Below are 25,896 nucleotides of genomic sequence, written 5' to 3'. Positions count from 1 at the left end.
TGACGTTTGCTGCGCCTGGCGCTGGCCGCGAGCTGACCCGCCGGGCACGTGCCCGGCGTTGCAGAATCGTCGTTGCGGCGTCCCCCGCCATCACTGCAATGTGGCTGTCCCCCTGATTCTCTCGGCCTGCAGCTGCTGCTGCACGTGACACGTCAGTTCCCGCGCGGCCAGAATCAGGCCTTCCATCGCGCCCGGTGGCAGCACGTTCTGCTGGCCGCCCCGCGTGCGCGCGATGTGCGCGGCATACATCACCCGGGTCAGGGTGCTAAGACCTTCGACGGCGCGCCTGAGATCGGCAGGCTGCACTGCGTCGGCGCTGACGCCGCCGGCCTCGATTGGCGTCTGCTGGGCCGGCATCTGGCCGTCGCAGCGGGACAGTACGTCCTCGACGCGCTGGGCGACGTCCGGAGACAACTGGCTGATCGAGTCACCGACCAGTTGATGCAGGTTGGGGTAACGGATGCGATGCGACATGGCGATGCTCCTGGCAGCCGGCAGAGTGCGCGGGCTGACATCTTGGCCATCTGCACGTCCGGCAATCAGGAGGTAAAAGCGTCAACTGCCCTATGACTACCCGGAACCGTGAGATCGGACACGCAGCGGACGCCGCAGGACGTGCGCGCAGCTGGTACCCAGCCCTACGCGACAGACGCGTTCATGCTGTTTGCGACAGCGGCGCCCTGGAAGAGGATTCCCCGTGGTGCCGGCACGCTTGGCAAGCGAAGGATCTGCTACAGCGGCCTGGGCGAGAACGTCAGCGTTGCGATCACGCCGCGCTCGCCCCCGGGCCGCACGCTGACCTGCCAGCCGTACAGGTCGCAGAGGCGGCTGACGATCGACAGGCCGATGCCGCCGCCCTGCGAGTGGCCCGCGTGCGTACCGCGGTAACCGCGCTGGAACAGCTTGGCCGCATCTTCCTCGCTCAGGCCCGGACCACTGTCGGTGACCGAGACCGAGTTGGACCCTACGTGCACGCGCACTTCGCCATCCTGCGAGTACTTCACCGCGTTGCCGATGAGGTTGCCCAGGGCCACCGAAAGCGCGGCCTCGGGCGCGTCGATCACCAGGTTGCGCTCGCCCTCCAGTGCCAGTTCAAGGGGCTTGCCACCCAGCTGCGCGCGGTGCGCGTCCAGCAGCTGCTCGGCCACGCGGGCAACATTGCTGGTGCCCTGCCCCCGCTCGTTCCGCGACAGCAGCAGCAAAGCGCCGATCAGATCACTGCACTGCTGCTCGGCACGCTGGATGCGCTGCAGGCGCTGCAGCACCTTTTCATCCAGGCCGGGACGGGTCAGCAGCAGCTCGGTGGCGCCGCGGATCACCGCCAGCGGCGTGCGCAGTTCGTGGCTGACGTCCGCATTGAATTCCCGGTCGCGCTGCACCACTTCGGTCAATCGCGAGGAGTAGTCGTCCAGCGCCTGGGCCAGCTGGCCCACTTCGTCGTCGGGGAAGCGCGGCGCCAGCGGCTCAGGCTCGCTGGTGCCGCCCCGGTAGGCGCGCAGGCGGGCCGCCAGGTCCGATACCGGCTTCATCACCTTTGAGGCCGACCACCAGCCCAGCACCAGCGACAGCAGGCTGAACACCAGCACCGACAGCACCAGTGCGCGGTTGAGCTGCTTGCTGCCGCGCATGCTGTCGGTCATGTCATAGGCCAGGAAGAACCACGCATCGTCGGCTTTGCGCACGGCAAGCTTGTAGGCGTACGGCTGCCCCTGTTCGTCGGTCCCGCTGAGGTTGTAGTTGCCGGTCTGCAGGTCAGCCCATTGCGGCCAGGACTCACGCGCCTTGTCGAACTTGTCCGCCGAATAGGCATACGCGCGGATCTGCTGTACCGGCACGGCCGGATTGCGTCCGGGGTGCTCGTAGAAGCGACGGGCGTATTCTTCAATGTTGTGGTTGATCACATCCTCGACCAGCTGGTTCTCCACCCGAATCCGGGCCCAGTTGGTGGCGAACGCGAACAGTGTTGTCAGGCAGAAGCCCAACAACACGAATGACACGATGATTCGACTGCGCAGGCGGCGCCGATACGGCGTGCGCCGGCGCTCCCCCTTGGTTGCCACGGGATCAGCTTTCCGGGGTGGCGATGCGGTATCCGATGCCATGGCGGGTCTGGATCAGCGGCACTTCGAACGGCTTGTCGACCACGGCACGCAGACCGTGGATATGGACGCGCAGCGAATCCGAGTCGGGCAGTTCCTCGCCCCACACGCGGGTTTCCAGTTCCTGGCGGGTGACCACGGCCGGCGCCGCTTCCATCAGCGCCTGCAGGATTTTCAGCGCGGTCGGGTTGAGCTGCAGCAGCTTGCCCTGGCGGCGCACTTCCAGGGTGTCCAGGTTGTACTCCAGGTCGCCGGTTTCCAGCACGCGGGTCTGCACCCCCTTGCCACGGCGGGACAGAGCGTTCAAACGCACTTCCACTTCCTGCAGCGCGAACGGCTTGATCAGGTAGTCGTCCGCACCCGAATCAAAACCCGCCAGCTTGTTGTCCAGCGAGTCGCGAGCGGTCAGCATCAGCACCGGGGTCTGCTTGCGCGCTTCGTTGCGAAGCTTGCGGCAGACCTCGATTCCGTCCATGCCCGGCAGGTTGAGATCCAGCACGATCGCGTCGAACTCGTGCACTACGGCCAGATGCAGTCCGGTCACGCCATCGGCGGCGAAGTCCACGGTGTGGCCCCGGTCCTCGAGGTAGTCGCCCAGATTGGCCGCAATGTCGCTGTTGTCTTCGATTACCAGGATTCTCACTGTCACCTCTAGTTGACGAATTTTCCGACGCGCTGGGCCTGGCCCATATCACGCTGTGCCTTGTCCTTCTGCCGGGCGCGCTCGGCGACAGTCATGCACTGCGTCGTGTGCCGGTTCGAACCCGTGGCTTTCTCACGTTGGCATATTAGACGACTATCTTCACGTGACTGTGTCAAAACCGTGTTCACGACCTGCTGGTCGTTGATGACATCGGTTCGTACCCGTTCAGGCATCAGATCCCGGTTCGGGTACTGCTCCACGGCAGCGCGCAGGCGCACCAGCGCTTCGCGGACCCGGCTGCGGTCGGCCATCGTCAGTTCGCTGTAGGTCTCGCCGTCGTTAAGTTCGACTTCGATGCGCTCGAGCTGCTGCTGCAGCGGCTTGCCGGAGGCAAAGACCTCGCCGCCCTGCTTGGATGCGGAGGCGGTGGCGGCCAAGGCCAATCCGGAGAACAGGAGCGCAGGCAAAAGGAGGGACTTCATGGCAAACGGATCCTTGTCTGAGTTGAGAGCCGACTGTATTCGCACCACCTTCACGCCAGCAAGTGCCACGCGTGGGGGCGGCGGACGGCCTAGCGGTTGCTGGCAGGGTTGAGATTGTTGAACGTGCGCTGGTCATTGATCAGCGCCTTGCCCTTTTCTTCGATGCGGCGACGTTCGGCGACAGTGAGGCAACGGCCCTTGGGCATGTTGCTGCCGGTGGTGCGCTGGTAGGTGCAGACCTGGCGGCTGTCGTCGTGCGCGCGGGCGAGCAGCTGGTTGACCCGCTCCTGGTCGTTGAACACCTGCGCCTGTACCTGCGGCGGCAGCTCATCGACCCGCTGCCGGTCCCCCATGCGCTGGGTGATGCGGGCCAGCGCCTGCTGGATCTGGCTGCGGTCATCGGCGCTCAGTTCGGCGTACTCCGGCGCCTGCAGCGCCTTCTCGACCTGTTGGACCTGGCCGGCAACCGGAGCCTGGCGATCCATCTGCAGGGCGCTCTTCTCTGTCTTGGCGACAGCAGCGCCCGACAGGCACAGCAACAACGCGATCATCGTGATGCGGTACATCGCCTACCTCCCGGTCCATCGGAACGAAGGCCCAACTCTACGAGCGCCCCTGGGTCGCCACAAGTGGCGCGTGGCCTACGGACGCGCATAAAAAAGGCCCAGGCGGTGCACCCGCCTGGGCCTGAAGTCGTATCCCGATACCGATCCTGCTGAGAGGCAGAGCTGCGGTTCGCTGAAGCCTACGCCCGCACCGATTAAAGGCATGTTAAAGCAGCGTCTCGCCGCCCAAAGAGAATCTCAACTTACTGAAAAATCAGGTTTTTTTCAGCTTCTCGACGTGCTCGATGATGCGCATGGCCACGTCCACCCCGCAGGCTGCCTCGATACCTTCCAGGCCCGGGGTCGAGTTGACCTCCAGCACCAGCGGGCCCCGCTGCGAGCGGATCAGGTCGACGCCGCAGACCGACAACCCCAGAGCCTTGGCCGAGCGCACCGCGACCTGCTGTTCGGCGCGGCTGGCCTTGGCCGCCACGGCGGTGCCGCCGGCGTGCAGGTTGGAACGAAAGTCGCCTTCAGGCGCCTGCCGCTGCATCGAGGCCACCACCTGGTCGCCGACCACGAAACAGCGCAGATCGGCCCCCTTGGCTTCTCCGATGAACTCCTGCATGAGGAAGTTGGCATACAGGCCACGCAGCGCCTCGACGATCCCGCGCGAGGCACTGGCCTTTTCGGTCAGGATCACGCCGCGCCCCTGCGTTCCCTCGTTGAGCTTCACCACATGCGGCGGCGGCCCCAGCATCGACAGCAGATCGACGGTGTCATCGGGGTTGTCGCCGAACACCGTGACCGGCATGTCGATGCCTTTGGCCGCCAGCAGCTGATGCGCGCGCAGCTTGTCGCGCGAGCGCAGGATCGCGTCGGACGGATTGGGCGTACGCGCGCCCATCAGCTCGAACTGGCGCAGGACCGCAGTGCCATATCGCGTGATCGACGCACCGATGCGCGGAATGACCATGTCCACACCGGTCATCGGCCGCCCTTTGTAGTGCATCGAGAATCCGTCGGCAGCGATGCGCATGTAGCAGCGCAGCGGATCGAGGATGCGCACCGTGTGGCCGCGCGCACGCCCCGCCTCGACCAGCCGGCGGGTGGAATACAGGGAGCTGTTGCGGGACAGGATGGCGAGCTTCATCGCGGCGGGATCGGTCGGCAGGCGCGCAGCATAGCGCGGCCGTGTGGCGGGCGGATGATGCCCCGCGGTTGCCGGGACAGGGGGCCACAGTCCAGCCAGCAACAGCCCGACACCGATGCCGTCGGGCTGCGGCTGCCGCGTTTTATCGGCCCGTATTGATCCGTGCAACGACCTCCCGCACCCTCTTGGTGTAGGCCGCCAAAAGCTCTCTGGACTGCTCCGGCGTGACCGCCTTGCCGACGTGGCCAGGCTGTGCGGCATAGTCCCGCTGGAAATCGCACATTTCCACGGATACCGCGCTGCTGACGTCGTCCTGCGCAACGGAGGGCGCACCGGTACTGCCATCCGCATTGACGTTGATCATGAACGCGCGGTCGCCCGTGTAGCCGCCGAAGCTGTTCTTCGCGTTGACCATCCCGCAGACAATCGTACCGTCGAACATCGCAAACGCCTGACGGATGACGATCTTTGCCGAGTCAGGATCCTTCAGCGCCCGACGGACCCCCGCCTCCGCTATGGCCCGATCAGCCTCGACCTTCTGCTTTCTTGCATCTTCTTCGGTCGGCGTGCATGCCGCCGCAATACCCATCAACGCAACCGCAAGAATCCGATTCCGCATTCCCCCCCCCTGCCACTGGCTTGAATGTTGCCGCACTTTACCGGCTTATCGCCCCGCCAGACCATCGGCAAGCACGGGAAGCGCCCACGCTTCACCGACTCACAGAGCCGGCAGGCACAGAAAGATGCAAAAGGGGAAACATCCAGGTTCGCGGCCGATCCGGAAAACACACGCATCGTTGCGGAAGATGGAGCGGGCGATGGGAATCGAACCCACGTCAGTAGCTTGGGAAGCTACAGCTCTACCATTGAGCTACGCCCGCGTCGCGTGGTGAAAGTCTATGCGGTCGGGCCGGTGTTGCGCAATGGTGGCCACCGCATGCGCCGGGCATGGCCCGACGCTGCCATGCAGCCTTCCCAGGCCCTTGCGGGGCCTGGGAAGGTGCGTTCGTCAGAAACTGCCGCTGAAGCTGGCAAACAGCGTCGCGTCACGTGCACGCTTCTGCGCGGTGGAGGTGCTCAGGCCGATGTTGCTCTGCAGCCCGAACAGCTCCGTGCGGGCGCCCAGCACCACGGTGGCGTAATCCTTGTCGAACTTCAGGCCCGGCACGCGGTAGCTGCCCAGCTCCGGCAGGGACTGCAGCCAGGCGCTGGCCTGCTTGGTGTCTTCGAACTCGTGGTCGTAGGTGGCCTGCACGTAGGGCTTGAAGGTGCCGCCATCGAAGCGCGCCTGCCAGCCGATGCGACCGACAGTGGAGTCCAGCTCCTGGTTGTTGTAACCCAGCGCAGTGGCCAGCGTGCCGGCGTCGGCGCTCTCCGTATAGCCGTCGATCTTCACCTTCTGCCAGATCACGGCAGCCACCGGACCGTGGCGGAAGCCGCCCTCGGTGCCGAACTCGTACCCCGCATTGATGGCGGCGGTGAGATTGCTGCCATCTGCCGAACCGCCATGCTCACGGGTGGCCGGACCCAGCTGCACCTTGCGGGTCACGTCGTAGTCGAGCCAGCTGTAGCTGACCTGCCCGTTGACCCAGGCACGCTCGCCGTACCAGCCAGCGAACAGGCCCAGCGTGGTGTCGGACTGGGTGAAATCGCCGCGGCTGTTGCCGAAATCGGCATCCATGCGTCCATAGCCACCGAAGCCGCCAAAGACCATGCCGTCACGCGACCAGTCGACACCGAACAGGCCGGCCGGCGCCAGGCCGTCGTAGAGATCGGCGTGGTCATAACGCTGCATGTCGCCGCGCACACCGCCCCACCACGACAGGCCGTCAGCCGGACGACCGCCCAGATGCATGCCGACCTGGTCGGCGCGCGAACGGCCGATGGTCTGCGCCGAATGGCTGAGCACCTGCTGCAGGCGCGGGCCTTCCAGCACGGATACCGCGTACTGGCCCAGCAGTGCATGGCCTGCCGTGGTCGGATGCACGCCGTCGGCGAACAGGTAGGTCTTCGCGGCATCCGGGCTGACGTAGGACGTCGGGTTGCAGCCGATGATGCTCTGCGTCGAATTGGCCGGGTCGATGGTGCAGGCCGTGCTGGTGACGTTGGTGAAACCGTACATGGCCGGATTGGCGGCCACTTCACTGAGCACCGTGAAGGTATCCAACGGGATGAATTCGATGCCCGCCTGCTTCAGCCCGCCATACAGGGCGTTGTTGTAGCCGGCCGACAGCGCGGTGGCGGCGGCGGCATTGGGGCCACGGAAGGACGGCGTCAGGCCGACGTTGGGCAGGTTCGGCACCAGCACGTACTGGGCGCCCGCCTGCTTCAGCGCGCCGACCAGGGCGATCTGGTCGGTGACGGCCGCGCCGATGATGGCCTGCGCCTGTGCCGGCGCCGCAGCGGCCGCGAACAGGTCGTTGGCGCCGCCCCAGACGGTGTACAGCGCGTTGGCATCGGCTTTGCCGCCATTTGCGGCCAGGTAGCGGGTGAGTTGCGTCTTCAGCGACGGAATGGGCCCCAGGGCACCAGTGACCTCCACCGACACGCGCGCACCGCCGGCGGCATAGTTGTCGCCGTTCTGGCCGTTGCCGTTGGGCGTACCGTTCAGGCCGTAGTAGTTGGCGACCTGCTGCGACCAGACCCAGCCCGGATTGGTGGTGAACTGGCCGGTGACCTGCTGTGTTGCCGGGGGCAGCAGCGGCCGGAAATAGCCCGCGTCGGTCAGGCTGTCGCCGAAGAACACCGCGTGCGAGTAAGGGGATTCGCCTGCCATGGCCGGAACCGCGGCCAGTGCGATCGCGGCCGCCATCAGGGAGCGGATCGGGCGTTTGCTGAGCAGCATGTAAAGAACTCCTGTGGGGACGTCATTGAGGATCCGGCGTGCGTACGCCGGCGCACGGTGAATGGTTTCACCGCACCGACGATTGCTCACGCTGCGCCGCCGCATGAATTGCCGCGCAGCCCGCCAATCGCAGGCTGCGCCGATGCGGGCGCCGTGCGGAGGAACGGATGGTTTCCGTCCTGACGGGCCATACGCGACAATGCCGCCATGAACATCCAGCTCAACGGCGAACCCCGCACCCTGCACGCTTCGGCAACCCTCCATGACCTGCTCGAGGCCGAGCAGCTGCTGCAGCGCCGGGTGGCGGTCGAGGTCAATGGCGAGATCGTCAGCCGCAGCCGCCATGGCGAGCACCGCCTTGCCGAAGGTGACGTGGTGGAGATCGTGCACGCCCTGGGTGGGGGTTGAGGCACGACGCCCACGCTGCGCGCTCGCCGGGCATGGCCCGGCGCTGCCCCTGCACCTGCCTCCCGGCGGCATCGAAGTGACGACCCCATCTTCAGGCGGATAAGCGATAATCGCGCCATGAACGTTCATGTCTCCCCCGATTCGCTGGTGATCGCCGGCAAGACCTACGGCTCGCGGCTGCTCACCGGCACCGGCAAGTTCAAGGATCTGGAAGAAACCCGCCTGGCCACCGAGGCCGCTGGCGCCCAGATCGTCACCGTGGCCATCCGCCGCACCAACATCGGGCAGAACCCCGGCGAGCCGAACCTGCTGGACGTGCTGCCGCCGGAGCGCTTCACCATCCTGCCCAACACCGCCGGCTGCTACACCGCCGAAGACGCGGTGCGCACGTGCCGCCTGGCCCGTGAACTGCTGGACGGCCACAACCTGACCAAGCTGGAAGTGCTGGGCGACCAGAAGACCCTGTACCCGGACGTGATGCAGACCCTCAAGGCCGCCGAACAGCTGGTCAAGGATGGCTTCGAGGTCATGGTCTACACCTCCGACGACCCGATCCTGGCCAAGCGCCTGGAAGAGATCGGCTGCGCTGCGGTGATGCCGCTGGCCGCGCCGATCGGTTCGGGCCTGGGCATCCAGAACAAGTACAACCTGCTGCAGATCATCGAAGACGCCCGGGTGCCGATCATCGTCGATGCCGGCGTCGGTACGGCATCGGATGCGGCGATCGCGATGGAGCTGGGCTGCGATGGCGTGCTCATGAACACGGCCATTGCCGGCGCGCGCAGCCCGGTGCTGATGGCCAGCGCGATGCGCAAGGCGGTCGAAGCCGGCCGTGAGGCGTTCCTGGCCGGGCGCATCCCGCGCAAGCGCTACGCCAGCGCGTCGTCGCCGGTGGATGGGTTGATCGGCTGATGACCAATCCTTTCGACAGCGCTGGGTCCAAGGCCCCGCCCAAGCCGTTCACCGTCAGCGAGGGGCGCCGCGAGGTGCGCAGTTTCGTGCTGCGCCAGGGCCGCTTCACGCCTGCCCAGCAGCGCGCGTTCGACGAACGCTGGCCGCGCTTCGGCCTGGATTACAGCGGCCAGCCGCGCGACCTGGACGCCACCTTCGGTCGCCCGGCGCACAAGGTGCTGGAGATCGGCTTCGGCAACGGCGCTGCACTGCGCTTTGCTGCCCAGCATGACCCGTCGCGCGACTACATCGGCATCGAAGTGCACGCGCCCGGTGTCGGCCGCCTGCTGAACGCCCTGGCCGACGACAACGCCGACCACGTGCGCCTGTACCACCATGACGCGGTGGAAGTACTGCAGAACGAGATCGCCGATGGCGCGCTCGATGAAGTGCGCATCTACTTCCCGGACCCGTGGCACAAGAAGCGCCACAACAAGCGCCGACTGCTGCAGCCGGCCTTCGCAGAGCTGCTGGTGCGCAAGCTGCGTGCGGGCGGCCGCCTGCACTGCGCCACCGACTGGGAAGACTACGCCGAACAGATGTGGGACGTGCTCGATGCGACCGCCGGCCTGGTCAACCGGGCCGGTCCACGGGGCAGCGTGCCGCGCCCGGAATGGCGGCCGCAGACCCACTTCGAGACCCGCGGCCAGAAGCTCGGCCATGGCGTCTGGGACCTGTTGTACGACCGCACCTGACGATCGCCCGAGGACGCCGCGCCCCACATGGATACCGCGCTGACGCTGACCAACGACATGAAGCTCGTACTCGGGCTGGTCGGCTTCACGATGGCGATGTTCCTGTTCGAGCGGATCCGCGCCGACGTCGTCGCGCTGGTGGTGCTGGTGGTACTGGGTGTGACCGGCCTGATCGCCCCGGAGGAAATCTTCGGCGGCTTCTCCGGCAACGCGGTGATGAGCATCATCGCCACCACCATCCTCGGTGCGGGCCTTGACCGCACCGGCGCACTGAACCGGCTCGCGGCCTGGCTGCTGCGACGCGGACATGGCATCGAGCAGCGCCTGCTGATGATGACCACGGCCATCGCTGGCCTGAACTCGTCCTTCATGCAGAACCCGTCGGTGATGGCGCTGTACCTGCCGGTCGCCTCGCGGTTGGCGGCACGCACCGGGCTGACCATGCAGCGGCTGCTGCTGCCGATCTCGGCGGCGATCGTGATGGGCGGTGCGCTGACCATGGTCGGCAACTCGCCGCTGATCCTGCTGAACGACCTGCTGGCCTCGGCCAACAACAACCTGCCCTCCGGCCTGGCCAGCATCGAGCCGCTGCGCATGTTCGCGCCGCTGCCGATCGGCGTGGCGCTGCTGATCGCCTCGCTGCTGTACTTCCGCTATTACGGCGATCGCAAGCTGATCGAGGAAGAGACCCTGGTCAACGATGGGGTCACCCCGGCCCGTACCGAGAGCTACTTCGCCAAGACCTACGGCATCGAAGGCGATGTGTTCGAACTGGTGGTCACCGCCGAAAGCCCGCTGGTCGGCATGACCCTGGGCGAGGCCGAGAGCCTGCATGACGCGCCGCTGCTGCTGGCGCTGAAGACCGGCAACGATACGCGGCTGGCGCCACCGGCGGAAATGCGCATCTGGGTGGGCAGTGTGCTGGGCGCGATGGGTCCGCGCGAGCAGATCGGCGATTTCGCCCAGAACCAGTTCCTGCGCATGTCCTCGCGGCTGAAGCACCTGGGCGACCTGTTCAATCCCAGCCGCGCGGGCATTTCCGAGGCGGTGGTGCCGCCGACCTCGAACGTGATCGGCAAGAGTGCGGCCGACCTGCGCCTGCGCAAGGAGCGCGGCATCAGCCTGCTGGCGATCAACCGCGACAAACAGGTGATCCGCGAGGACGTGCGCGACGTGCAGCTGCGCGCTGGCGACATGCTGGTCTTCCACAGCATCTGGACCGACCTGGCGCAGGCCGCCAAGAGCCGTGACTTCGTGGTGGTCACCGACTACCCGACCGGCGAACAGCGCCCGCACAAGTTCAAGATCGCCATGGCGATCTTCGCGCTGACGATCCTGATCGCGCTGACCAGCAAGCTTCCGGTAGCGCTGACCCTGATGACCGGCGTGGCCGGCATGTTGCTGACGGGCGTGCTGCGGATGGACGAGGCCTATGCCTCGATCAACTGGAAAACCGTGTTCATGATGGCCGGACTGATCCCGCTCGGCTGGGCGATGGACTCCAGCGGCGCGGCGGCCTGGGTCGCCGGCCATACCATCGACAAGCTCCCCACCGGCATACCGGTGTGGGTGCTGGAGCTGGCCCTGGCGCTGCTGACAACGGTGTTCTCGCTGGTGATCAGCCATGTCGGCGCAACCATCGTGATGGTGCCCATCGCGGTGAATCTGGCGCTGGCGGCGGGTGGCAACCCCACCGCGTTCGCACTGATCGTGGCGCTGTCGGCCTCCAACAATCTGATGACGGCGTCCAATCCGGTCATCTCGATGATCACCGGCCCGGCCAACTACACCCCGCGCGAGATGTGGCGGGTCGGCGGACCGTTGTCGCTGATCTACACCTGTGTGGTGGTGCTGATGATCAACCTGATGTTCTGAGGGTCGGGTTCATCGGCAGGGCTGCGCCCTGCACCCCAGTAGTGCCGGCCGCTGGCCGGCAACCTCAACGGCAAAAGCGTGCATTTCGTGGGATGGCGGGGTGGGTCCGACAGATTTCTGCGATCTGCCAGAACGGCGTCGTGCACCGCTTTGGTAGGTGTCGACCTTGGTCGACACGGTAGATCCACGCCATGCGTGGATGCCTTTGCAGAGTCGAGCCATGCTCGACTGCTCCTGGCTTGGTGGGTCAGAGCCGTTCTCCTACGGAAAACGGAGCCGCCCCCTAGCCGGCCTCAGGCCAGGTAGACCTGCCCATCACGCACGTCCACCGGCACCGCGCGCAGGCGGTCGCCCTTGCAGGGGCCGGCGATGCAGTCACCGCTGTCCAACGCGAACGAGGCGCCGTGGGCGGCGCAGACCAGATGCCCCTCGCGGCTCTTCAGGAACTGCCCCGGCGCCCAGTCCAGGCGACGGCCGGCATGCGGGCAGATGTTCAGGAAGGCGCGCACCTGTGCGCCGTCGCGATACAGCAGCAACGACTCGGCATCGCCCTCGACCACTGCTTCGACCTCGGCAAACGCACCATCGGCAATGGCATCAAGGGCGATCAGGGCAACAGCGGCAGTCATGGCGAAGGCTCGGACAGTAAAGAAGCATTGTCGCACGCCTGCTCAGGTGACTGGCTGCAGGATGAACACAAGTCATTGATTCGTAATAAGCACAGGCTATATTTAACGAGTTTTTCACTCAATGACAGTGCGGGCTCCCGATACTCTGGTTTCGCTGATTTCCCAGCCTATCGAGCCGCCATGTTCAATCGCGATTCCGCCTTCAACCAGTTCCGCACCCTGTTCGCGCCGCGCAAGCCGCGTCACCCGCTGGTGCGCGTTGCCGTGGGCCTGCTCGGCCTGGCGATCCTGGCCGCGATGGTGTTCATCGGCGTGTTCGTCGGTGCGGCGATGATCCTGGTCGGCCTGGCGTGGAAGCTGCTGGCCTCGCGCAAGGCGGGTGCAGCCCGACCGGTCGACCCGACCGTGGTCGAGGGCGAGTACCGGGTGGTGCGCAAGCCGGTGCTGCCGGCCTCGCGCTGAGCCCTGCCGGCCGGCGTGCCCGCTGACGGCGGGCGCCATGCGTTCTAGACTGCGGGCATTCCCTTCCTGGATGCCCGCATGTCCGACGTTTCCGATGTGATCCCTGCACCTGCCACGCCGCGTGTTCCGGTGGTGGGCGGTGGCAGCTTCCCCGTGCACCGCGTCTACTGCGTGGGTCGCAACTTTGCCGACCATGCGCGCGAAATGGGAGCCGCGGTGCCGGCGGCCGATGACCGCGGCCGGCCGATGTTCTTCAGCAAGCCTGCCGATGCGCTGGTGGTCGGCCATGACGATGCCATCCCCTATCCGCCCGCGACGGCCAACCTGCATCACGAAGTGGAGCTGGTGGTGGCGATCGGCCGTGATGCCCCGGCCGGCGAGCTTCCCGTGGCCGATGCCGAAGCGCTGGTGTACGGCTATGCCGTCGGCCTGGACCTGACCCGCCGCGATCTGCAGGCGGCCGCCAAGGAGAAGGGCCATCCCTGGGATGCCGCCAAGGGCTTTGATGCCTCTGCACCGATCAGCGAGATCGTGCATGCCGGCGAAGTGGGCGATCTGGCGGCGCTGAACCTGTCGCTGGAAGTCAACGGCGAAGTGCGCCAGCAGGCCCTGCTGGACCAGATGATCTGGAACGTGCCGGAAATCCTGCACGAGCTGTCCAAGCTGTGGCAGCTGCGCGCCGGTGACCTGGTGTTCATGGGCACGCCGTCCGGAGTGGCCGCACTGAAGCCGGGCGACCGTTTCAGCGCGCGCCTGGAAAACGTGGCCGAGCGTCACGGCGTGATCGCCGGCTGACACCACCTGCGCTACTCTGCGCGCTGTCCACATCCCCCACAGGAGAAAACACATGGGAGTGCTCACCGAATTCAAGGAATTCGCGATGCGCGGCAACGTCATCGACCTCGCCGTCGGCGTGGTGATCGGCGCCGCCTTCGGCAAGATCGTCACTGCACTGGTCGAGAAGATCATCATGCCGCCGCTGGGCCTGCTGATCGGCAAGGTGGACTTCTCGCAGCTGGCGTGGACGCTGTCGCCGGCACGCATCGGGCCGGACGGCAAGGAGATTCCGGCGGTGGTGATCGGCTACGGTGATTTCATCAACACCCTGATCCAGTTCGTGATCGTTGCGTTCGCCATTTTCCTGGTGATCAAGGTCATCAACCGTCTGTCGCGCAAGAAGGAAGCCGCTCCCGCCGCCCCGGCCGAGGAAGTGGTGCTGCTGCGCGAGATCCGCGACAGCCTGAAGAAATAAGGCGTAGCGCCGGCCCGTACCCGGCGAGGCCGCCGCATGTGAAAGCCCCGCTCCGGCGGGGCTTTCGCTTTGCCGGACGTGGCGGAAAACAGCGTTCGCTCCGGACATGACCTCCCGCCCATGCGCGCGTCTGAACGACTGTTAAGCTCCAAGGCTTGGTCCCTTCCCGGAGTTGTCCATGCGTCGCCGCGTCCTTGCCATCGCATCCTCCCTTGCCCTGCTGGCCGCCCCGGCCTTCGCGGCACCGCGCGCCACCACCCTGCCCCCGGCGTCGCTGGCCACGGCCGCGCAGCTGCGCGATCAGGCCCTGGCCGATGACACCGGCTGGAAGGTGGTCGAGTCGCTGACCACCGAAATCGGTCCACGCATCGCCGGCAGCGAAGCCGACGCGCGTGCGGTCGCCTGGGCCGAAGCCAAGTTCAAGGCCCTGGGTTTCGACAAGGTCTGGAAAGAACCGGTGACCTTCCCGAAGTGGGAGCGCCGCAGCGAACACGCCGCCGTGACCGGCAGGAACCCGCAGCCGCTGCAGATCACCGCACTGGGTGGCAGCCCGGGCGGTACCGTTGAAGCAGAGGTCGTGCGCTTCGCCGACCTGGCCGCGCTGCAGGCTGCGCCCGCCGGTTCATTGAAGGGCAAGATCGCCTTCGTCGATTACCAGATGCTGCCGTTCCGCGATGGCCGCGACTACGGCCGTGGTGGCGCGATCCGCAGCAAGGGACCGTCCGAGGCGATCCGCAAGGGCGCCGTCGGTTTCCTGATGCGCTCGGCCGGCACCGATTCGCACCGCGTGCCGCACACCGGCATCACCCGATTCGATGACGGCCTGACCCCGGTACCGTCCGCGGCCCTGTCGGTGCCCGATGCCGACCAGCTGGCACGTCTGCTGGCACGTGGCAGCACTACGGTGAAAGTCGCGCTGGACTGCGGCTGGGACGGTACGGCGACCTCCTACAACGTGATCGGCGAGATCACTGGCCGCACCCTGCCCAAGGAAGTCGTGGTGATCGGTGGCCATCTGGATTCGTGGGATCTGGGCACCGGTGCCGTCGATGACGGCGCAGGTGTCGGCATCACCATGGCCGCGGGGCATCTGATCGGCCAGCTCAAGCAGGCCCCCAAGCGCACGATCCGGGTGATCGCGTTCGCCAACGAAGAGCAGGGGCTGTACGGCGGCAAGGCTTACGCCGAAGCACATGCAAAGGACGTGGCGCTGCACCAGCTGGCTGCCGAGAGCGATTTCGGTGCCGGCCGCATCTATGCGTTCAATACCGGCTCGCCAAACCCGGAAGGCTCGCGCGAAGCGACCCGGCAGATCGCCGAGGTGATGAAGCCGCTGGGCATCGAGTACGCAGCCGACAAGGGCGGCCCGGGGCCGGATATCGGCCCGCTGGCGGCCAAGGGTGGCGCCTGGGCGTGGCTGGCACAGGATGGTTCGGACTACTTCCACCTGCACCACACCGCCGACGACACGCTGGACAAGATCGACCCGAAGGCGCTGGCGCAGAATGTGGCGGCATACACCGTATTTGCCTATCTGGCCGCAGAGGCCGACGGCAACTTCGGCAGTGAAGCCAAAGCGACCACACCGCCGAACGAGTGAGGGGGCCACGCCGGGCGATGCCCGGTGGGTGCTGCGGGAAAGGAGGTGCGGACCGAGGTCCGCACCCACCAGAGGGGATCGCATCACCAGAGGGGATCGCACCCACCAGGCTGGGTCGCCCCATCTGCCCGGAGAGTTACCGTTCCCACGCGCAGGTGTTGCGAACACCAAGCCGGTGCGGATCGAACAGGGGATCCGTCCCCAAGCGACGGTGGTGCTCGTAATCGCGCAGCGCGGCCAGCGCCGGCTTCTGCAGCAGCAGGATGGCGAGGATGTTCAACCAGCTCATCAGGCCCACGCCGATATCCCCCAGCGACCAGGCGACCGTGGCACTGTTCAGCGCCGAGTAGCCGGTGGCCAGCAGGAACAGCAGCTGGAACCCGCCCATCACCCACGGCATCGGGCGGTCCCGGCACAGGTAACTGATGTTGGTCTCGGCCATGTAGTACAGCGCCAGGATGGTGGTGAACGCAAAGGGCAGGATGGCCAACGCCACGAATGAACGGCCGAAGCCCGGCAATGCCGATTCCACCGCGTGCTGCACGAAACGCGGTCCGGCCTCGACGCCCGGCAGATTGCCCAGCAGCAGACGCGCATCATCCGGAATGCCGTTCACCGCCGGGTCGTAGACGTTGTACAGGCCGGTCGACAGAATGAGGAAGGCGGTCGCACTGCACACCACCATCGTGTCGATATAGACCGAGAACGACTGCACCAGGCCCTGCTGGACCGGATGGGAGACCTCCGCTGCGGCCGCCGGGTGCGCACCACTGCCCATGCCGGCTTCGTTGGACAGCACGCCGCGGCGCACGCCCCACTGGATCGCCGTGCCGATCATGGCGCCGAACGCTGCATCCATGCCGAAGGCACTGCGCAGCACCAGCGCTGCGACCTCCGGCACTTTGTCCGCGTTGAGCACCATTACCATCGCGGCCACCAGCAGATAGGCGATGGCCATCAGCGGTACCAGCCACTGGGCGACACCGGCGATGCGGCGTACACCGCCGACAAGGATGGCACCCAGCGCCACCAGCAGTACGCCGGTGGTGAACACGACCGGTACGTCCCAGGCTTCATTCACCGCGCTGGTGATCGCATTGGACTGCGTGCCCGCCAGCATCGCGCCAGCCAGCACGGCGACCAGTGCAAACAGCACCGCATACCAGCGCTGCCCCAGTCCCTTCTCGATGTAATAGGCCGGGCCACCCCGATACTGGCCACCGGCGTCGCGATCCTTGTAGATCTGCGCCAGCGTCGATTCGATGAAGGCGCTGGATGCACCCAGGAACGCGACAACCCACATCCACAGGATCGCACCGGGACCACCGAAGGCGATGGCCATCGCCACACCGGCGATATTGCCAACGCCCACCCGGCTGGACAGCGACAGGGACAACGCCTGGAACGGGGAGACCCCTGCATCGGACCGCTCATGGCGGAACACCAGGCGCAGCATGTCAGGCAGCGCGCGGAGCTGGATGAAGCGGGTGCGCACGCTGAAGTACAGGCCGGCGAGCAGGCACAGCACCACCAGGTAAGGGCTCCACACCACGCCGAGAAGGGCATTGACGATCGATTCGACGTTCATCGCGCCCCCTCAGAAGGACATGCCCAGGGCGACCTGGGGGCTGATGAGGCGGGCGGCATTGCGGCCGGCCACCGTGACCTCCACGCCGGCGATCAGGCCAAGCGAGGGACTGAAGTGGTACTGCAACGCAGGGGCGAAAGTCAGCGTACGGCTGGCCGGGCGCCATTCGTCGACGCGCGCGATGGCGCCGTCCGCGCCGGGAGCGAAGCCGCTGAGGCGTTGCCGGGTCTCGCGGCTGGCCGCCACTTCCATCACCGCCACCCAGCGGGGGTTGACGCTGTATTCGGCGCCGATCGACAGGCCCAGTACCGAACCGCGCGCGATGTGGCCCTGGAAGCCCGCGGCGGTACCGTACACGCTGGCACCGGTGAGGGCCGTGCGGGAAGGCGCCGGACCCGCACTGAGCTGGGCACGCCAGCGCAGTGGCCGCTCGTTGCCCAGCCACACCACCTGCTGCACGCCCAGCGCGGCAACGGTACGCTGCACGCCGTCACCCTGCGCGTCGAGCGGATTGCCGGTGATGCGGTCATGGCTGCCCGTGCTGAAGCGCTGCACGAGCGCTACTGAAACCGCGGGCCGGGTGCCATCCGCATTGGCCGCCTGCAGCAGATACTGCAGGCGCGCAGTGGTGTCACCCGCGCGGAAACCCCGGCTGTGGGCGGCACCGGATTCGGCGCGCGACGCGCTCAGGTTGACCTGGCCGGTGATCCGCTCACCCAATCCATAGGCGATGGGCACCACCACCGTCCAGCCGCCACTACGTTCACCGCTGCGCTGGCGCTGGCCACGGTCATCGAAGTGATCGCGGCTGTCGACACGTACCAGATAGGGTTCGATGTAGCCGTGCCCCTTCGGCATGCCGGCCGGATTCGGGGTGATCAGCGGACCCGTGAAATTGACGCCTTCCAGACTGCGTGCGCCGGCATACACATCGACCGACGCAAGCAGGCTTGACAGCGAGAGGAGCGCGCCGAGGGCGCAACGATGACGACCATGCATGTGGAACACCTTGCCTGACAGGAATGGAACTCCAACCTGCGTCGAGCAAGAGGGCGCAACAATGAGGCAAGTTTCAAAAGCATGCTTGATCGGAAAAATCAGGCTGTACGCAACGCAAGACGACGTTATCCGCCTTAAGCTGCCTTGACGCTGCACGACGTCCGCGGTGGTCCCGCCGGCACATCGCGCAAAAGAAACCCGGCCACGGGGGCCGGGTCCTGGCAGCCGATGGCGGCGACCTGTCCGTCAGCCGTCGCGACGGCTCGCCCACTGCGCCAGCAGCACTGCGGTGGCCGAGGCCACATTTAGGCTCTCCACCGCGCCACTGCCGGGAATGGAGACCTGCAGGTCACATTCACCGGCCAGGTCGCGGTCCATCCCCTCGCCTTCGGCGCCCATGACGTAGACCAGACGCGCCGGCAGCGACGTGCGGAATACATCGTCACCCCCATCGACGAGTGTGGCCGCCAGACCGAAGCCAGCATCGCGCAGCTGGGCCATCGCCTGCGGGGTCGCAGGCAGCTGCACCAGCGGCACTGCTTCGGCACCGCCTTCGGCCACGCGGGCAGCCGCACCGGACAGCGCCAGCGTGCTGCCGGCCGGCAACAGCAGCGCCTTCGCGCCGAAGTGCGCCGCCGAACGCAGGATCGCGCCGAGGTTGTGCGGATTGCCTACGCCATCCAGCCACAGCGCCAGTGACGGGCCTTCACCGATCTGCTGCAGCCACTGCGCCAGCGGCACGGTCGGCGCACGCAGCACGTCGGCCACCACGCCTTCGTGGTGGGTGGTGCCGGCCAGCTTGTTCAGATCGCCCTCCTCGACCACGCGGTAACCCACGCGGTTGGCCACGCACCACTTCAACAGCGGCTGCAGGCGCGGAATCCGGGCCTCCAGCAGATACAGCTTGCGCAGTGCCTGCGGCCGCGCTGCGAACGCGGCCAGCACGGCATTCAGGCCGTACAGGCGCAGCTCATCGCTGCCTCCGCGTCCACCGCCGCCCGTTGCCGGCAGGTCCGTGCGCGGCAACGGTGTGGCGCGCGGCGGACGAGCGGACGGGCGGCGGTTGTTCCAGGGGTTGTTCACTTACACGTTCTCCTGCTTGCGCTGGCGCCAGAAATCGGCGTTCCGGATGCCCAGTGCATCGGGATCGAACGTCGGATCCAGGCCCAGCTTCTTCTGTCGTTCGTAATCGCGCAGCGCCAGCATGGCGGGCTTCTGGATGATGAAGATGGCGATGATGTTCAGCCAGGCCATCAGGCCCACGCCGATGTCACCCAGGCCCCAGGCCAGGGTCGCGTTGTGGAACGCACCGAACACCACCATGGCGATGATGCCCAGGCGCAGACACAACACGGTCAGCGGACGGTGCTTGTTGTGGTTCACATAGCTGAGGTTGGTCTCGGCCATGTAGTAGTACGCCATGATGGTGGTGAAGGCGAAGAAGAAGATCGCCAGCGAGACGAACGACGCGCCCCAGCCCGGCAGCACGGCTTCAACGCCGGCCTGCGCATAGCCCGCCCCTTCCGGAATGCCGGCCAGGCCCTGGAACACCGGAGCCGCGCCTTCCACCGGCGAGTACACGTTGTAGGTGCCGCTGGCCAGAATCAGGAACGCGGTGGCGGTACACACCATCATGGTGTCGAAGTAGATCGCGAACGCCTGCACGTAGCCCTGCTTGGCCGGATGCGAGACTTCCGACGCCGCTGCCGCGTGCGGGCCGGAGCCCTGTCCCGCTTCGTTGGCGTAGATGCCGCGCTTGACGCCCCATTCGATCGCCAGGCCCATCATCGCGCCGAACGCCGCATGGGTGCCGAACGCGCTGTTGAAGATGATGCCGAACATCTCCGGCACCTGGTCGGCATTGAGGATCATGATGACGATGGCCATCAGGATGAAGGCCGCCGCCATGAACGGCACCACGATCTCGGCGAAGGTGGCGATGCGCTTGACGCCGCCGAAGATCACCACGCCCAGCAGCAGCGCGACCACGATGCCGATGCCGAGCTTGAGCGCGGCAACCGATTCCATGCCGAAGGCCTGGCCATCCAGCGGCCCGCACAGCGCACCGCCACGGCAGGCATTGATGATGCTGTCGGCGATGGCATTGGCCTGCACGCCCGGCATCAGGAAGCCGGCGGCGATGATCGTGGCGATGGCGAAGGCCATGGCATACCACTTCAGGCCCATCGCCTTTTCAATGTAGTACGCCGGGCCGCCACGGTAGCGGCCTTCGGCATCCTTGGTCTTGTAGATCTGCGCCAGGGTGCATTCCACATACGAGGTGGATGCACCGAGGAAGCCCATCACCCACATCCAGAAGATCGCACCGGGGCCACCGAAGGCGATGGCCGTGGCCACGCCGGCGATGTTGCCGATACCCATGCGCCCGGCCATGGACATGGCCAGCGCCTGGAACGAAGAAACGCCGGCGTCGGACTTTTCGCCCTTGACGGTGAGGCGGCACATTTCCACGAAGCCGCGGATCTGCATGAAGCGGGTGCGGACGCTGAAATAAAGGCCGGCCGCCAGGCACACGAAGATCAGTGCCTTGCTCCAGATGATGCTGTTGACGAAATGTACGGTAGCTTCCACGCGCGCTCGCCCCCGCCGGCGGGTTGACTGGACGCCCCGTCGGCGGGCAGGGACCGGTCGTAACTCCCAGATCGAAGGTCGCTGCGATCGCGCCGGATGCCAACCGCCGGGCATGCCCGGGCGCTACCGGTTCCGCCGCGGGTAGCGCCGGGCCATGCCCGGCGCCGTTCAGGGCAGCTCGGTGCGCACCCGCGCGAACCGGCGCAGGTCATGTAGGGTGCCGCGCTTGTAGATGGCGCAGCGCTCCACGCCCTCTTCCTGGAAACCGTTCTTTTCCAGCACCCGGGCCGAGCCCAGATTGAAGTCCACCACGGTGGCCTGAAGCCTGAACAGGCGCAGTTCGTCCATCACCCACGGCGCGAAGACGCCCACCACGCGGGTCATGATGCCCCGCCCCCAGTACGCCCGGCCAAGCCAGTAGCCCAGCTCGGCGGTATGCCCACGCTCGGCCACGCCCGGCTGGGCACCGATGCTGCCGCAGGCCTGGCCGTCGATCTCGATGGCCAGTGCCAGGGTGCCCGGGGTCAACACGCGACCGGCAAGGAACGCCTCACCGTCCCCACGTGTGTAGGGACAGGGGAAGCGATCGCGCAGGCCGCGTGACACCTCGGCATCGTTGGCATGACGCAGCAGCGATTCGAGGTCGCCGCCGCGCCATGGACGCAGCTGGAAACCGTCGCCGCGCAGCACTGGGGTCGGGGCCCTTTCCTGCAGGGAAAGGGATCCGCCCCCGTCGGCGCGACGGTCAGGCATGCCCGCCCACCGAGGGCGACGCTGCTTCCTGCTTTTCCAGCTCGCGCTTCACTGCTTCCGGCGAGCGCGTGTACGGGGCCAGACGTGCGTAGAACGCCGGCACCACGAACAGCGACAGGAAGGTGGACAGGGTGACGCCGAAGATGATCACGATACCGATCGTGCCACGGCTCGCCGAACCCGGTCCACCGGCCACCACCAGCGGAATCGCGCCGACCACGGTGGCGATGGACGTCATCAGGATCGGACGCAGGCGCACCATCGATGATTCGATGATGGCCTCGCGCACGCTGCGGCCGTCGTCACGCAGCTGGTTGGCGAACTCGACGATCAGGATGCCGTTCTTCGCCGCCAGGCCGACCAGCATCACGATGCCGATCTGGCTGAACAGGTTCACTGTGCCCCCGCTCAACCACAGGCCGACCAGCGCGCCGAGCACGCCCAGCGGTACCGTCAGCATGATCGTCAGCGGATGGATGAAGCTCTCGAACTGTGCGGCCAGCACCAGGTACACCACCAGCAGGGCCATGGCGAAGGTCAGCAGGACCGCACCGCCCGCGCTCTGGTACTCGCGCGACTCGCCCTTCCAGTTCACCTGCGCGTACTGCGGCAGCTCCTCGCGCGCGACGTTCTGTGCCCAGGCAATGGCCTCGCCCAACGGGTAGCCCGGCGCAAGGCCTGCGCTGATGGTGATCGAGCGCAGGCGGTTGAAGCGGTTCAAGGTGCCTGCCTCGGCAACCTCGCTCAGGGTGACCAGGTTCGACAAGGGCACCAGCTCACCGGAGGTGGCACGCACGCGGATCGCGGCCAGATCGGCCGGCGTGGCGCGTCCGTCGCGGCCCGCCTGGACCAGCACGTCGTACTCTTCGCCGTTGTCGACGAAGGTGGTGACGCGACGCGAGCCCATCATCGTTTCCAGCGCCGAGCCGATTGCGGTGACCGGCACGCCCAGGTCGGCCGCGCGCTGGCGGTCGATGTTCACCCGCATCTGCGGGCGGGTTTCCTTGTAGTCCGAGTCGGGGCCGACCAGGCCGGGATTGTCGGCCATGCGCAGCAGGATGCGGTCGCGCCACTGCGCGATCTCGGCGTACTCCGGGCCTCCCAGCACGATCTGGAAGGGCTGGCCGCCGCTGCGGACCAGGCCACCGCCGACCTGCGTGCGCACGCGCACGCCCTGGATGGTGTCCAGCTCCTTCTGCAGCTCATTGGCGACCTCCGGGGTGCCTTCGCTGCGCTGGCGCCACGGCTGCAGGAAGATGCTCACCCGGCCGGTGTGCATTTCCTCGCTTGCGCCCCAGCCACCGGGCACGCGCGGGTTGGCGCGCACGATCGGCTTGTCCGCTCCGACGTGGGGCGCCAGCATCGCTTCGACCTGCTGCACCTGCTGCACGGTGTAGTCGTAGCCTGCGCCTTCCGGGCCGTCGATCATGATCTGGAACGAGCCACGGTCTTCGGCTGGCGCCAGTTCCGAGGGCAGCACCTTGATCAGCAGCCAGCTGGCAGCCAATGCCGCCGCCATCACCAGCAGGTAGATCCAGGTGCGATCGACGTGGCGCTGCAGGATGCGGCCATAGGCGCCGGCCAGCCGCTCCAGGTTGCGGTTGACGAAGCCATGCAGGCCACGCGGCGCCTGTCCGGTATGCGGCTTGAGCAGTTTGGAGGCCATCATCGGTGTCAGCGTCAACGCCACGAACGCGGACAGCGCCACGGCCGCGGCCAGCGCCACCGCCAGCTCGCGGAACAGGCGTCCGGTGTTGCCCTCGAGGAAACCGACCGGCAGGAACACCGCCACCAGCACCGCGGTGGTCGCGATCACCGCGAAGGCCACCTGCGCGGTACCGCGCTTGGACGCCACCAGCGGCGGCTCACCCAGATCGATCCGGCGCTGCACGTTTTCCACCACCACGATCGCATCGTCGACCACCAGGCCGATGCACAGCACCAACGCCAGCAATGTCAGCAGGTTGATCGAGAAATCGAACGCGTACAGTGCGATGAATGCGGCCACCAGGCACACCGGTACCGTCACGGCCGGAATCAGCGCTGCGCGGAAGCTGCCGAGGAACAGCCAGATCACCGCCAGCACGAGGATCATCGCCTCCACCAATGTGGCATAGACGCGATCGACGGCCGCTTCGATGAAGGTGGTGTTGTCGAAGGCAACGAAGATCTGCGTGCCCTTGGGCAGCGTCAACGCGACCCGCTCGGCTTCGGCGCGCGCGGTGCGCGCGACGTCCAGCGAGTTCGCGGTGGAGGTCTTGACGATGCCCAGGCCGATGCCCGGCTCGCCATTGCTGCGGTAATAGGCGCGGCGCTCGGCCGACGCCAGCTCGATCTTCGCCACGTCGCCCATGCGCACGACGTAACCGTCGCTGCCCTTGCCCAGCGGGATGGTCGCGAAGTCTTCGGGCTTGATGTAATTGCGTTCCACGCGCAGGGTGAAATCGCGGTCGGTGGATTCGATGCGCCCGGCGGGCAGTTCCACGTTCTCGTTGCGCAGCGCGGTTTCCACATCACCGGTGGTCAGTCCACGCGCGGCCAGCTGATCGCGGTCCAGCCAGATGCGCATCGCATAGCGCTGGCGACCACCGATACGGACCTGGGCGACGCCATCGAGGCTGGAAAAGCGGTCGACCACATAGCGGTCGGCGTAGTCGCTCAGCTCCAGCGTATCCATGGTCGAGGAGACCATGTTGAACCAGATGATCGGATCGGCATCGCTCTCGACCTTGGCGATCTCCGGCGGGCGCGCCTCTTCCGGCATGCGGTCGGCAACCCGGCTGACGGCATCGCGCACGTCATTGGCCGCGGCCTCGATATCGCGGTTGGAGGTGAACTCGATGCTGACCTGCGAGCGGCCGTTGGTGCTGCGCGCGTTGATGGTATCGATGCCTTCGATGCCGGCGAGCGCATCTTCCAGCACCTGGGTGATCCGGCTTTCGATGACTGCCGCCGAGGCACCGGTGTAGTCAACCGACACCGACACGATGGGCGGGTCGATGGCCGGCAGTTCGCGCAGCGTGAGGCGGGTGAAGGACATGATGCCCAGCACCAGCAGCAGCAGGCTCATCACTACGGCGAACACCGGCCGCTGGATGGAAACGTCGGACAGCTTCATCCGCCCTGTTCCTCGGTCGCGACCGGCGCAGGCGCATCGGCAGGCTTGGCACCGCTGGCCGGCGCCGCATCACGGGCGGCCACCTTCAGACCCGGGCGCAGCTTGCCGGTGCCGTCGACCACGATGCGCTGACCGGCGGCCAGCCCCTGCTTGATCTCGACCACGCCGGCACGGCGCGCGCCGGTGACCACGTCCACGCGCTCGACGGTGTCGTCGGCGCCGATGCGGTACACGAAACTGTCACGGCCCACCTGCACCACCGCTATCTCCGGGATCACCAGCGCCGGGCGCTCGGGGCGGAACAGGCGCACATCGAGCAGCATGCCCGGGCGCAGCGCATGGTCGGCGTTGGCGAAGTCGGCCCGCACGGTCACCGCGCGGGTGGCCGGGTCGATACGTGCATCGATGGTGGTGACCTCTCCTTCGAACGTGCGCCCCGGCCACGCGACGCTGGTCGCGCTGACCTTGTCGCCCGCCGAAAGCGCGGCCAGTTCCACTTCGGGCACCTGGAAATCGACGTGCATGCGCTCGATGTCGTCCAGGGTGGCAATCACCGTGGTCGGCGTCAGCAGCGTGCCAGGGCTGACCTGGCGGATACCCAGCACACCTGCGAACGGCGCACGCACACGACGGTCGCCGATGTCGGCCTGCATCTGCGCGACACGGGCCTCGGCGGCATCGCGGATCGACTTCTGCGTATCCAGCGTGGCGCTGGACACCAACCGCTGCGTGGCCAGTTCGCGCTGCCGGCGGTACAGCTGGTCGGCCTCGTGGAAGGTGGCCTGCGCCTGCACCAGCGCCGCTTCCTGGGCCTGGCCACGCAGAGTCACGATCGGCGCACCCGCAGCGATCTGCTGGCCGCTTTCGAAGTGCACCTTCTCAACGATCTCACTGACCTTGGCGGTGACGCTGATCGACTCCCGCGCCTTGGCCGTACCCAGCGCCTGCAGGGTGTCGTTCCATTGCGTCGGCTGCACGATCTGCGCGGTGACCGGCACCGCTTCCCCCTGCCGTCGCGCGGCGGCCTCCTGTTTGCCTGCGCACCCGGCCAGGACGGCCAGGCTGAGGCCAAGGGCCAGGGTCGAAGCGATACGAGCCAACATGAACGGTCCTGATTGATCCACGGCCGCCGAGTGTAGGCATCCCCCCGCGAAGGCGGTATATGCCAAGCGTTTACCGGCGTGGAACCGGCGTCGCGATAGCGGCC

Annotated in this window: 24 protein-coding genes and 1 tRNA gene; 8 read left to right on the top strand and 17 right to left on the bottom strand. The window is 66.8% G+C overall.

Features of this window, described 5'->3' with window-relative positions; translation table 11 throughout:
* Nucleotides 1–90: 90 nt before the first annotated feature.
* The 9 genes from ACVOJ1_RS14130 to ACVOJ1_RS14090 form a co-directional block, all read right to left on the bottom strand.
* The gene (locus ACVOJ1_RS14130; RefSeq protein WP_346480558.1) at nt 91–474 is read right to left on the bottom strand and encodes a hypothetical protein; all 384 of its coding nucleotides are present in this window, start codon (nt 472–474) and stop codon (nt 91–93) included.
* Nucleotides 475–731: 257 nt separating this feature from the next.
* Nucleotides 732–2,060 (bottom strand): sensor histidine kinase, encoded by a 1,329-nt coding sequence (locus ACVOJ1_RS14125; protein ID WP_277381039.1) that lies wholly within the window; start codon nt 2,058–2,060, stop codon nt 732–734.
* A gap of 4 nt (nt 2,061–2,064) precedes the next feature.
* Nucleotides 2,065–2,742, bottom strand: coding sequence for a response regulator transcription factor (locus ACVOJ1_RS14120; RefSeq protein WP_053517044.1), 678 nt, complete (start codon nt 2,740–2,742; stop codon nt 2,065–2,067).
* Nucleotides 2,743–2,750: 8 nt separating this feature from the next.
* The gene (locus tag ACVOJ1_RS14115; protein WP_065175768.1) at nt 2,751–3,224 is read right to left on the bottom strand and encodes a hypothetical protein; all 474 of its coding nucleotides are present in this window, start codon (nt 3,222–3,224) and stop codon (nt 2,751–2,753) included.
* An 89-nt stretch (nt 3,225–3,313) separates the two neighbouring features.
* Complete coding sequence (locus ACVOJ1_RS14110) at nt 3,314–3,790, bottom strand: hypothetical protein (RefSeq protein ID WP_263175474.1); 477 nt, start codon at nt 3,788–3,790, stop codon at nt 3,314–3,316.
* 253 nt (nt 3,791–4,043) lie between these two features.
* On the bottom strand, nt 4,044–4,922 hold the full coding sequence (gene rimK, locus ACVOJ1_RS14105; protein WP_340045007.1) for a 30S ribosomal protein S6--L-glutamate ligase: 879 nt from the start codon (nt 4,920–4,922) through the stop codon (nt 4,044–4,046).
* Nucleotides 4,923–5,064: 142 nt separating this feature from the next.
* Nucleotides 5,065–5,511: a hypothetical protein gene (locus ACVOJ1_RS14100; RefSeq protein ID WP_065181652.1), complete on the bottom strand. Its 447-nt coding sequence runs from the start codon at nt 5,509–5,511 to the stop codon at nt 5,065–5,067.
* Nucleotides 5,512–5,729: 218 nt separating this feature from the next.
* Nucleotides 5,730–5,803: transfer RNA gene (locus ACVOJ1_RS14095), tRNA-Gly, on the bottom strand.
* Nucleotides 5,804–5,931: 128 nt separating this feature from the next.
* A complete protein-coding gene (locus ACVOJ1_RS14090) occupies nt 5,932–7,734 on the bottom strand; it encodes an autotransporter outer membrane beta-barrel domain-containing protein (protein ID WP_180875532.1) in 1,803 nt (600 codons plus the stop codon).
* A 240-nt stretch (nt 7,735–7,974) separates the two neighbouring features.
* Here ACVOJ1_RS14090 and thiS point away from each other — a divergent pair, with 240 nt between their 5' ends.
* The 4 genes from thiS to ACVOJ1_RS14070 all read left to right on the top strand — a co-directional run bounded on the left by thiS (nt 7,975) and on the right by ACVOJ1_RS14070 (nt 11,696).
* A complete protein-coding gene (gene thiS, locus ACVOJ1_RS14085) occupies nt 7,975–8,175 on the top strand; it encodes a sulfur carrier protein ThiS (protein ID WP_053517056.1) in 201 nt (66 codons plus the stop codon).
* Between the two features lie 117 nt (nt 8,176–8,292).
* Nucleotides 8,293–9,087 carry a thiazole synthase gene (locus ACVOJ1_RS14080; RefSeq protein WP_053517058.1) on the top strand — a complete coding sequence of 265 codons (795 nt, stop codon included), beginning with the start codon at nt 8,293–8,295 and terminating at the stop codon, nt 9,085–9,087.
* Entirely contained in the window at nt 9,087–9,821 is a 735-nt protein-coding gene (trmB, locus tag ACVOJ1_RS14075; protein WP_053517060.1) for a tRNA (guanosine(46)-N7)-methyltransferase TrmB, read from the top strand. The genes ACVOJ1_RS14080 and trmB overlap by 1 nt, the downstream gene beginning before the upstream one ends.
* Nucleotides 9,822–9,848: 27 nt before the next feature.
* Nucleotides 9,849–11,696, top strand: coding sequence for an SLC13 family permease (locus tag ACVOJ1_RS14070; RefSeq protein ID WP_053517063.1), 1,848 nt, complete (start codon nt 9,849–9,851; stop codon nt 11,694–11,696).
* A gap of 293 nt (nt 11,697–11,989) precedes the next feature.
* Here ACVOJ1_RS14070 and ACVOJ1_RS14065 read toward each other — a convergent pair whose 3' ends face one another.
* Nucleotides 11,990–12,325 carry a Rieske (2Fe-2S) protein gene (locus ACVOJ1_RS14065; RefSeq protein ID WP_053517065.1) on the bottom strand — a complete coding sequence of 112 codons (336 nt, stop codon included), beginning with the start codon at nt 12,323–12,325 and terminating at the stop codon, nt 11,990–11,992.
* Between the two features lie 180 nt (nt 12,326–12,505).
* On the opposite strand from ACVOJ1_RS14065, the gene ACVOJ1_RS14060 reads away from it, so the two are divergent.
* The 4 genes from ACVOJ1_RS14060 (at nt 12,506) to ACVOJ1_RS14045 (ending at nt 15,639) form a co-directional block, all read left to right on the top strand.
* Nucleotides 12,506–12,787, top strand: coding sequence for a hypothetical protein (locus ACVOJ1_RS14060; protein ID WP_065181654.1), 282 nt, complete (start codon nt 12,506–12,508; stop codon nt 12,785–12,787).
* 78 nt (nt 12,788–12,865) lie between these two features.
* Complete coding sequence (locus ACVOJ1_RS14055; RefSeq protein WP_065181655.1) at nt 12,866–13,582, top strand: fumarylacetoacetate hydrolase family protein; 717 nt, start codon at nt 12,866–12,868, stop codon at nt 13,580–13,582.
* A 52-nt stretch (nt 13,583–13,634) separates the two neighbouring features.
* Complete coding sequence (gene mscL, locus ACVOJ1_RS14050; protein ID WP_053517072.1) at nt 13,635–14,039, top strand: large-conductance mechanosensitive channel protein MscL; 405 nt, start codon at nt 13,635–13,637, stop codon at nt 14,037–14,039.
* Between the two features lie 178 nt (nt 14,040–14,217).
* Nucleotides 14,218–15,639, top strand: a complete 1,422-nt coding sequence (locus ACVOJ1_RS14045) for a M28 family peptidase (protein ID WP_053517073.1) — start codon at nt 14,218–14,220, stop codon at nt 15,637–15,639.
* 136 nt (nt 15,640–15,775) lie between these two features.
* On the opposite strand, the gene ACVOJ1_RS14040 is transcribed toward ACVOJ1_RS14045, so the two are convergent.
* The 7 genes from ACVOJ1_RS14040 to ACVOJ1_RS14010 all read right to left on the bottom strand — a co-directional run bounded on the left by ACVOJ1_RS14040 (nt 15,776) and on the right by ACVOJ1_RS14010 (nt 25,792).
* Entirely contained in the window at nt 15,776–17,227 is a 1,452-nt protein-coding gene (locus ACVOJ1_RS14040; protein WP_346480557.1) for an alanine/glycine:cation symporter family protein, read from the bottom strand.
* A gap of 9 nt (nt 17,228–17,236) precedes the next feature.
* The gene (locus tag ACVOJ1_RS14035) at nt 17,237–18,226 is read right to left on the bottom strand and encodes a hypothetical protein (RefSeq protein WP_111186758.1); all 990 of its coding nucleotides are present in this window, start codon (nt 18,224–18,226) and stop codon (nt 17,237–17,239) included.
* Between the two features lie 246 nt (nt 18,227–18,472).
* Entirely contained in the window at nt 18,473–19,309 is an 837-nt protein-coding gene (locus tag ACVOJ1_RS14030; RefSeq protein ID WP_065175762.1) for a TrmH family RNA methyltransferase, read from the bottom strand.
* Nucleotides 19,310–20,818: an alanine/glycine:cation symporter family protein gene (locus ACVOJ1_RS14025; RefSeq protein ID WP_065175761.1), complete on the bottom strand. Its 1,509-nt coding sequence runs from the start codon at nt 20,816–20,818 to the stop codon at nt 19,310–19,312.
* A 168-nt stretch (nt 20,819–20,986) separates the two neighbouring features.
* The gene (locus ACVOJ1_RS14020) at nt 20,987–21,571 is read right to left on the bottom strand and encodes a GNAT family N-acetyltransferase (protein WP_346480556.1); all 585 of its coding nucleotides are present in this window, start codon (nt 21,569–21,571) and stop codon (nt 20,987–20,989) included.
* Nucleotides 21,564–24,689, bottom strand: coding sequence for an efflux RND transporter permease subunit (locus ACVOJ1_RS14015; RefSeq protein ID WP_053517085.1), 3,126 nt, complete (start codon nt 24,687–24,689; stop codon nt 21,564–21,566). The genes ACVOJ1_RS14020 and ACVOJ1_RS14015 overlap by 8 nt, the downstream gene beginning before the upstream one ends.
* Entirely contained in the window at nt 24,686–25,792 is a 1,107-nt protein-coding gene (locus ACVOJ1_RS14010) for an efflux RND transporter periplasmic adaptor subunit (protein WP_346480555.1), read from the bottom strand. Before ACVOJ1_RS14010 ends, ACVOJ1_RS14015 begins: the two co-directional genes overlap by 4 nt.
* Nucleotides 25,793–25,896 lie beyond the last annotated feature (104 nt).

The organism is Stenotrophomonas sp. STEN225 (assembly GCF_056756445.1).
Note: the sequence above shows the minus strand (reverse complement) of the source record. Positions and strands in the feature narration are given on the sequence as shown.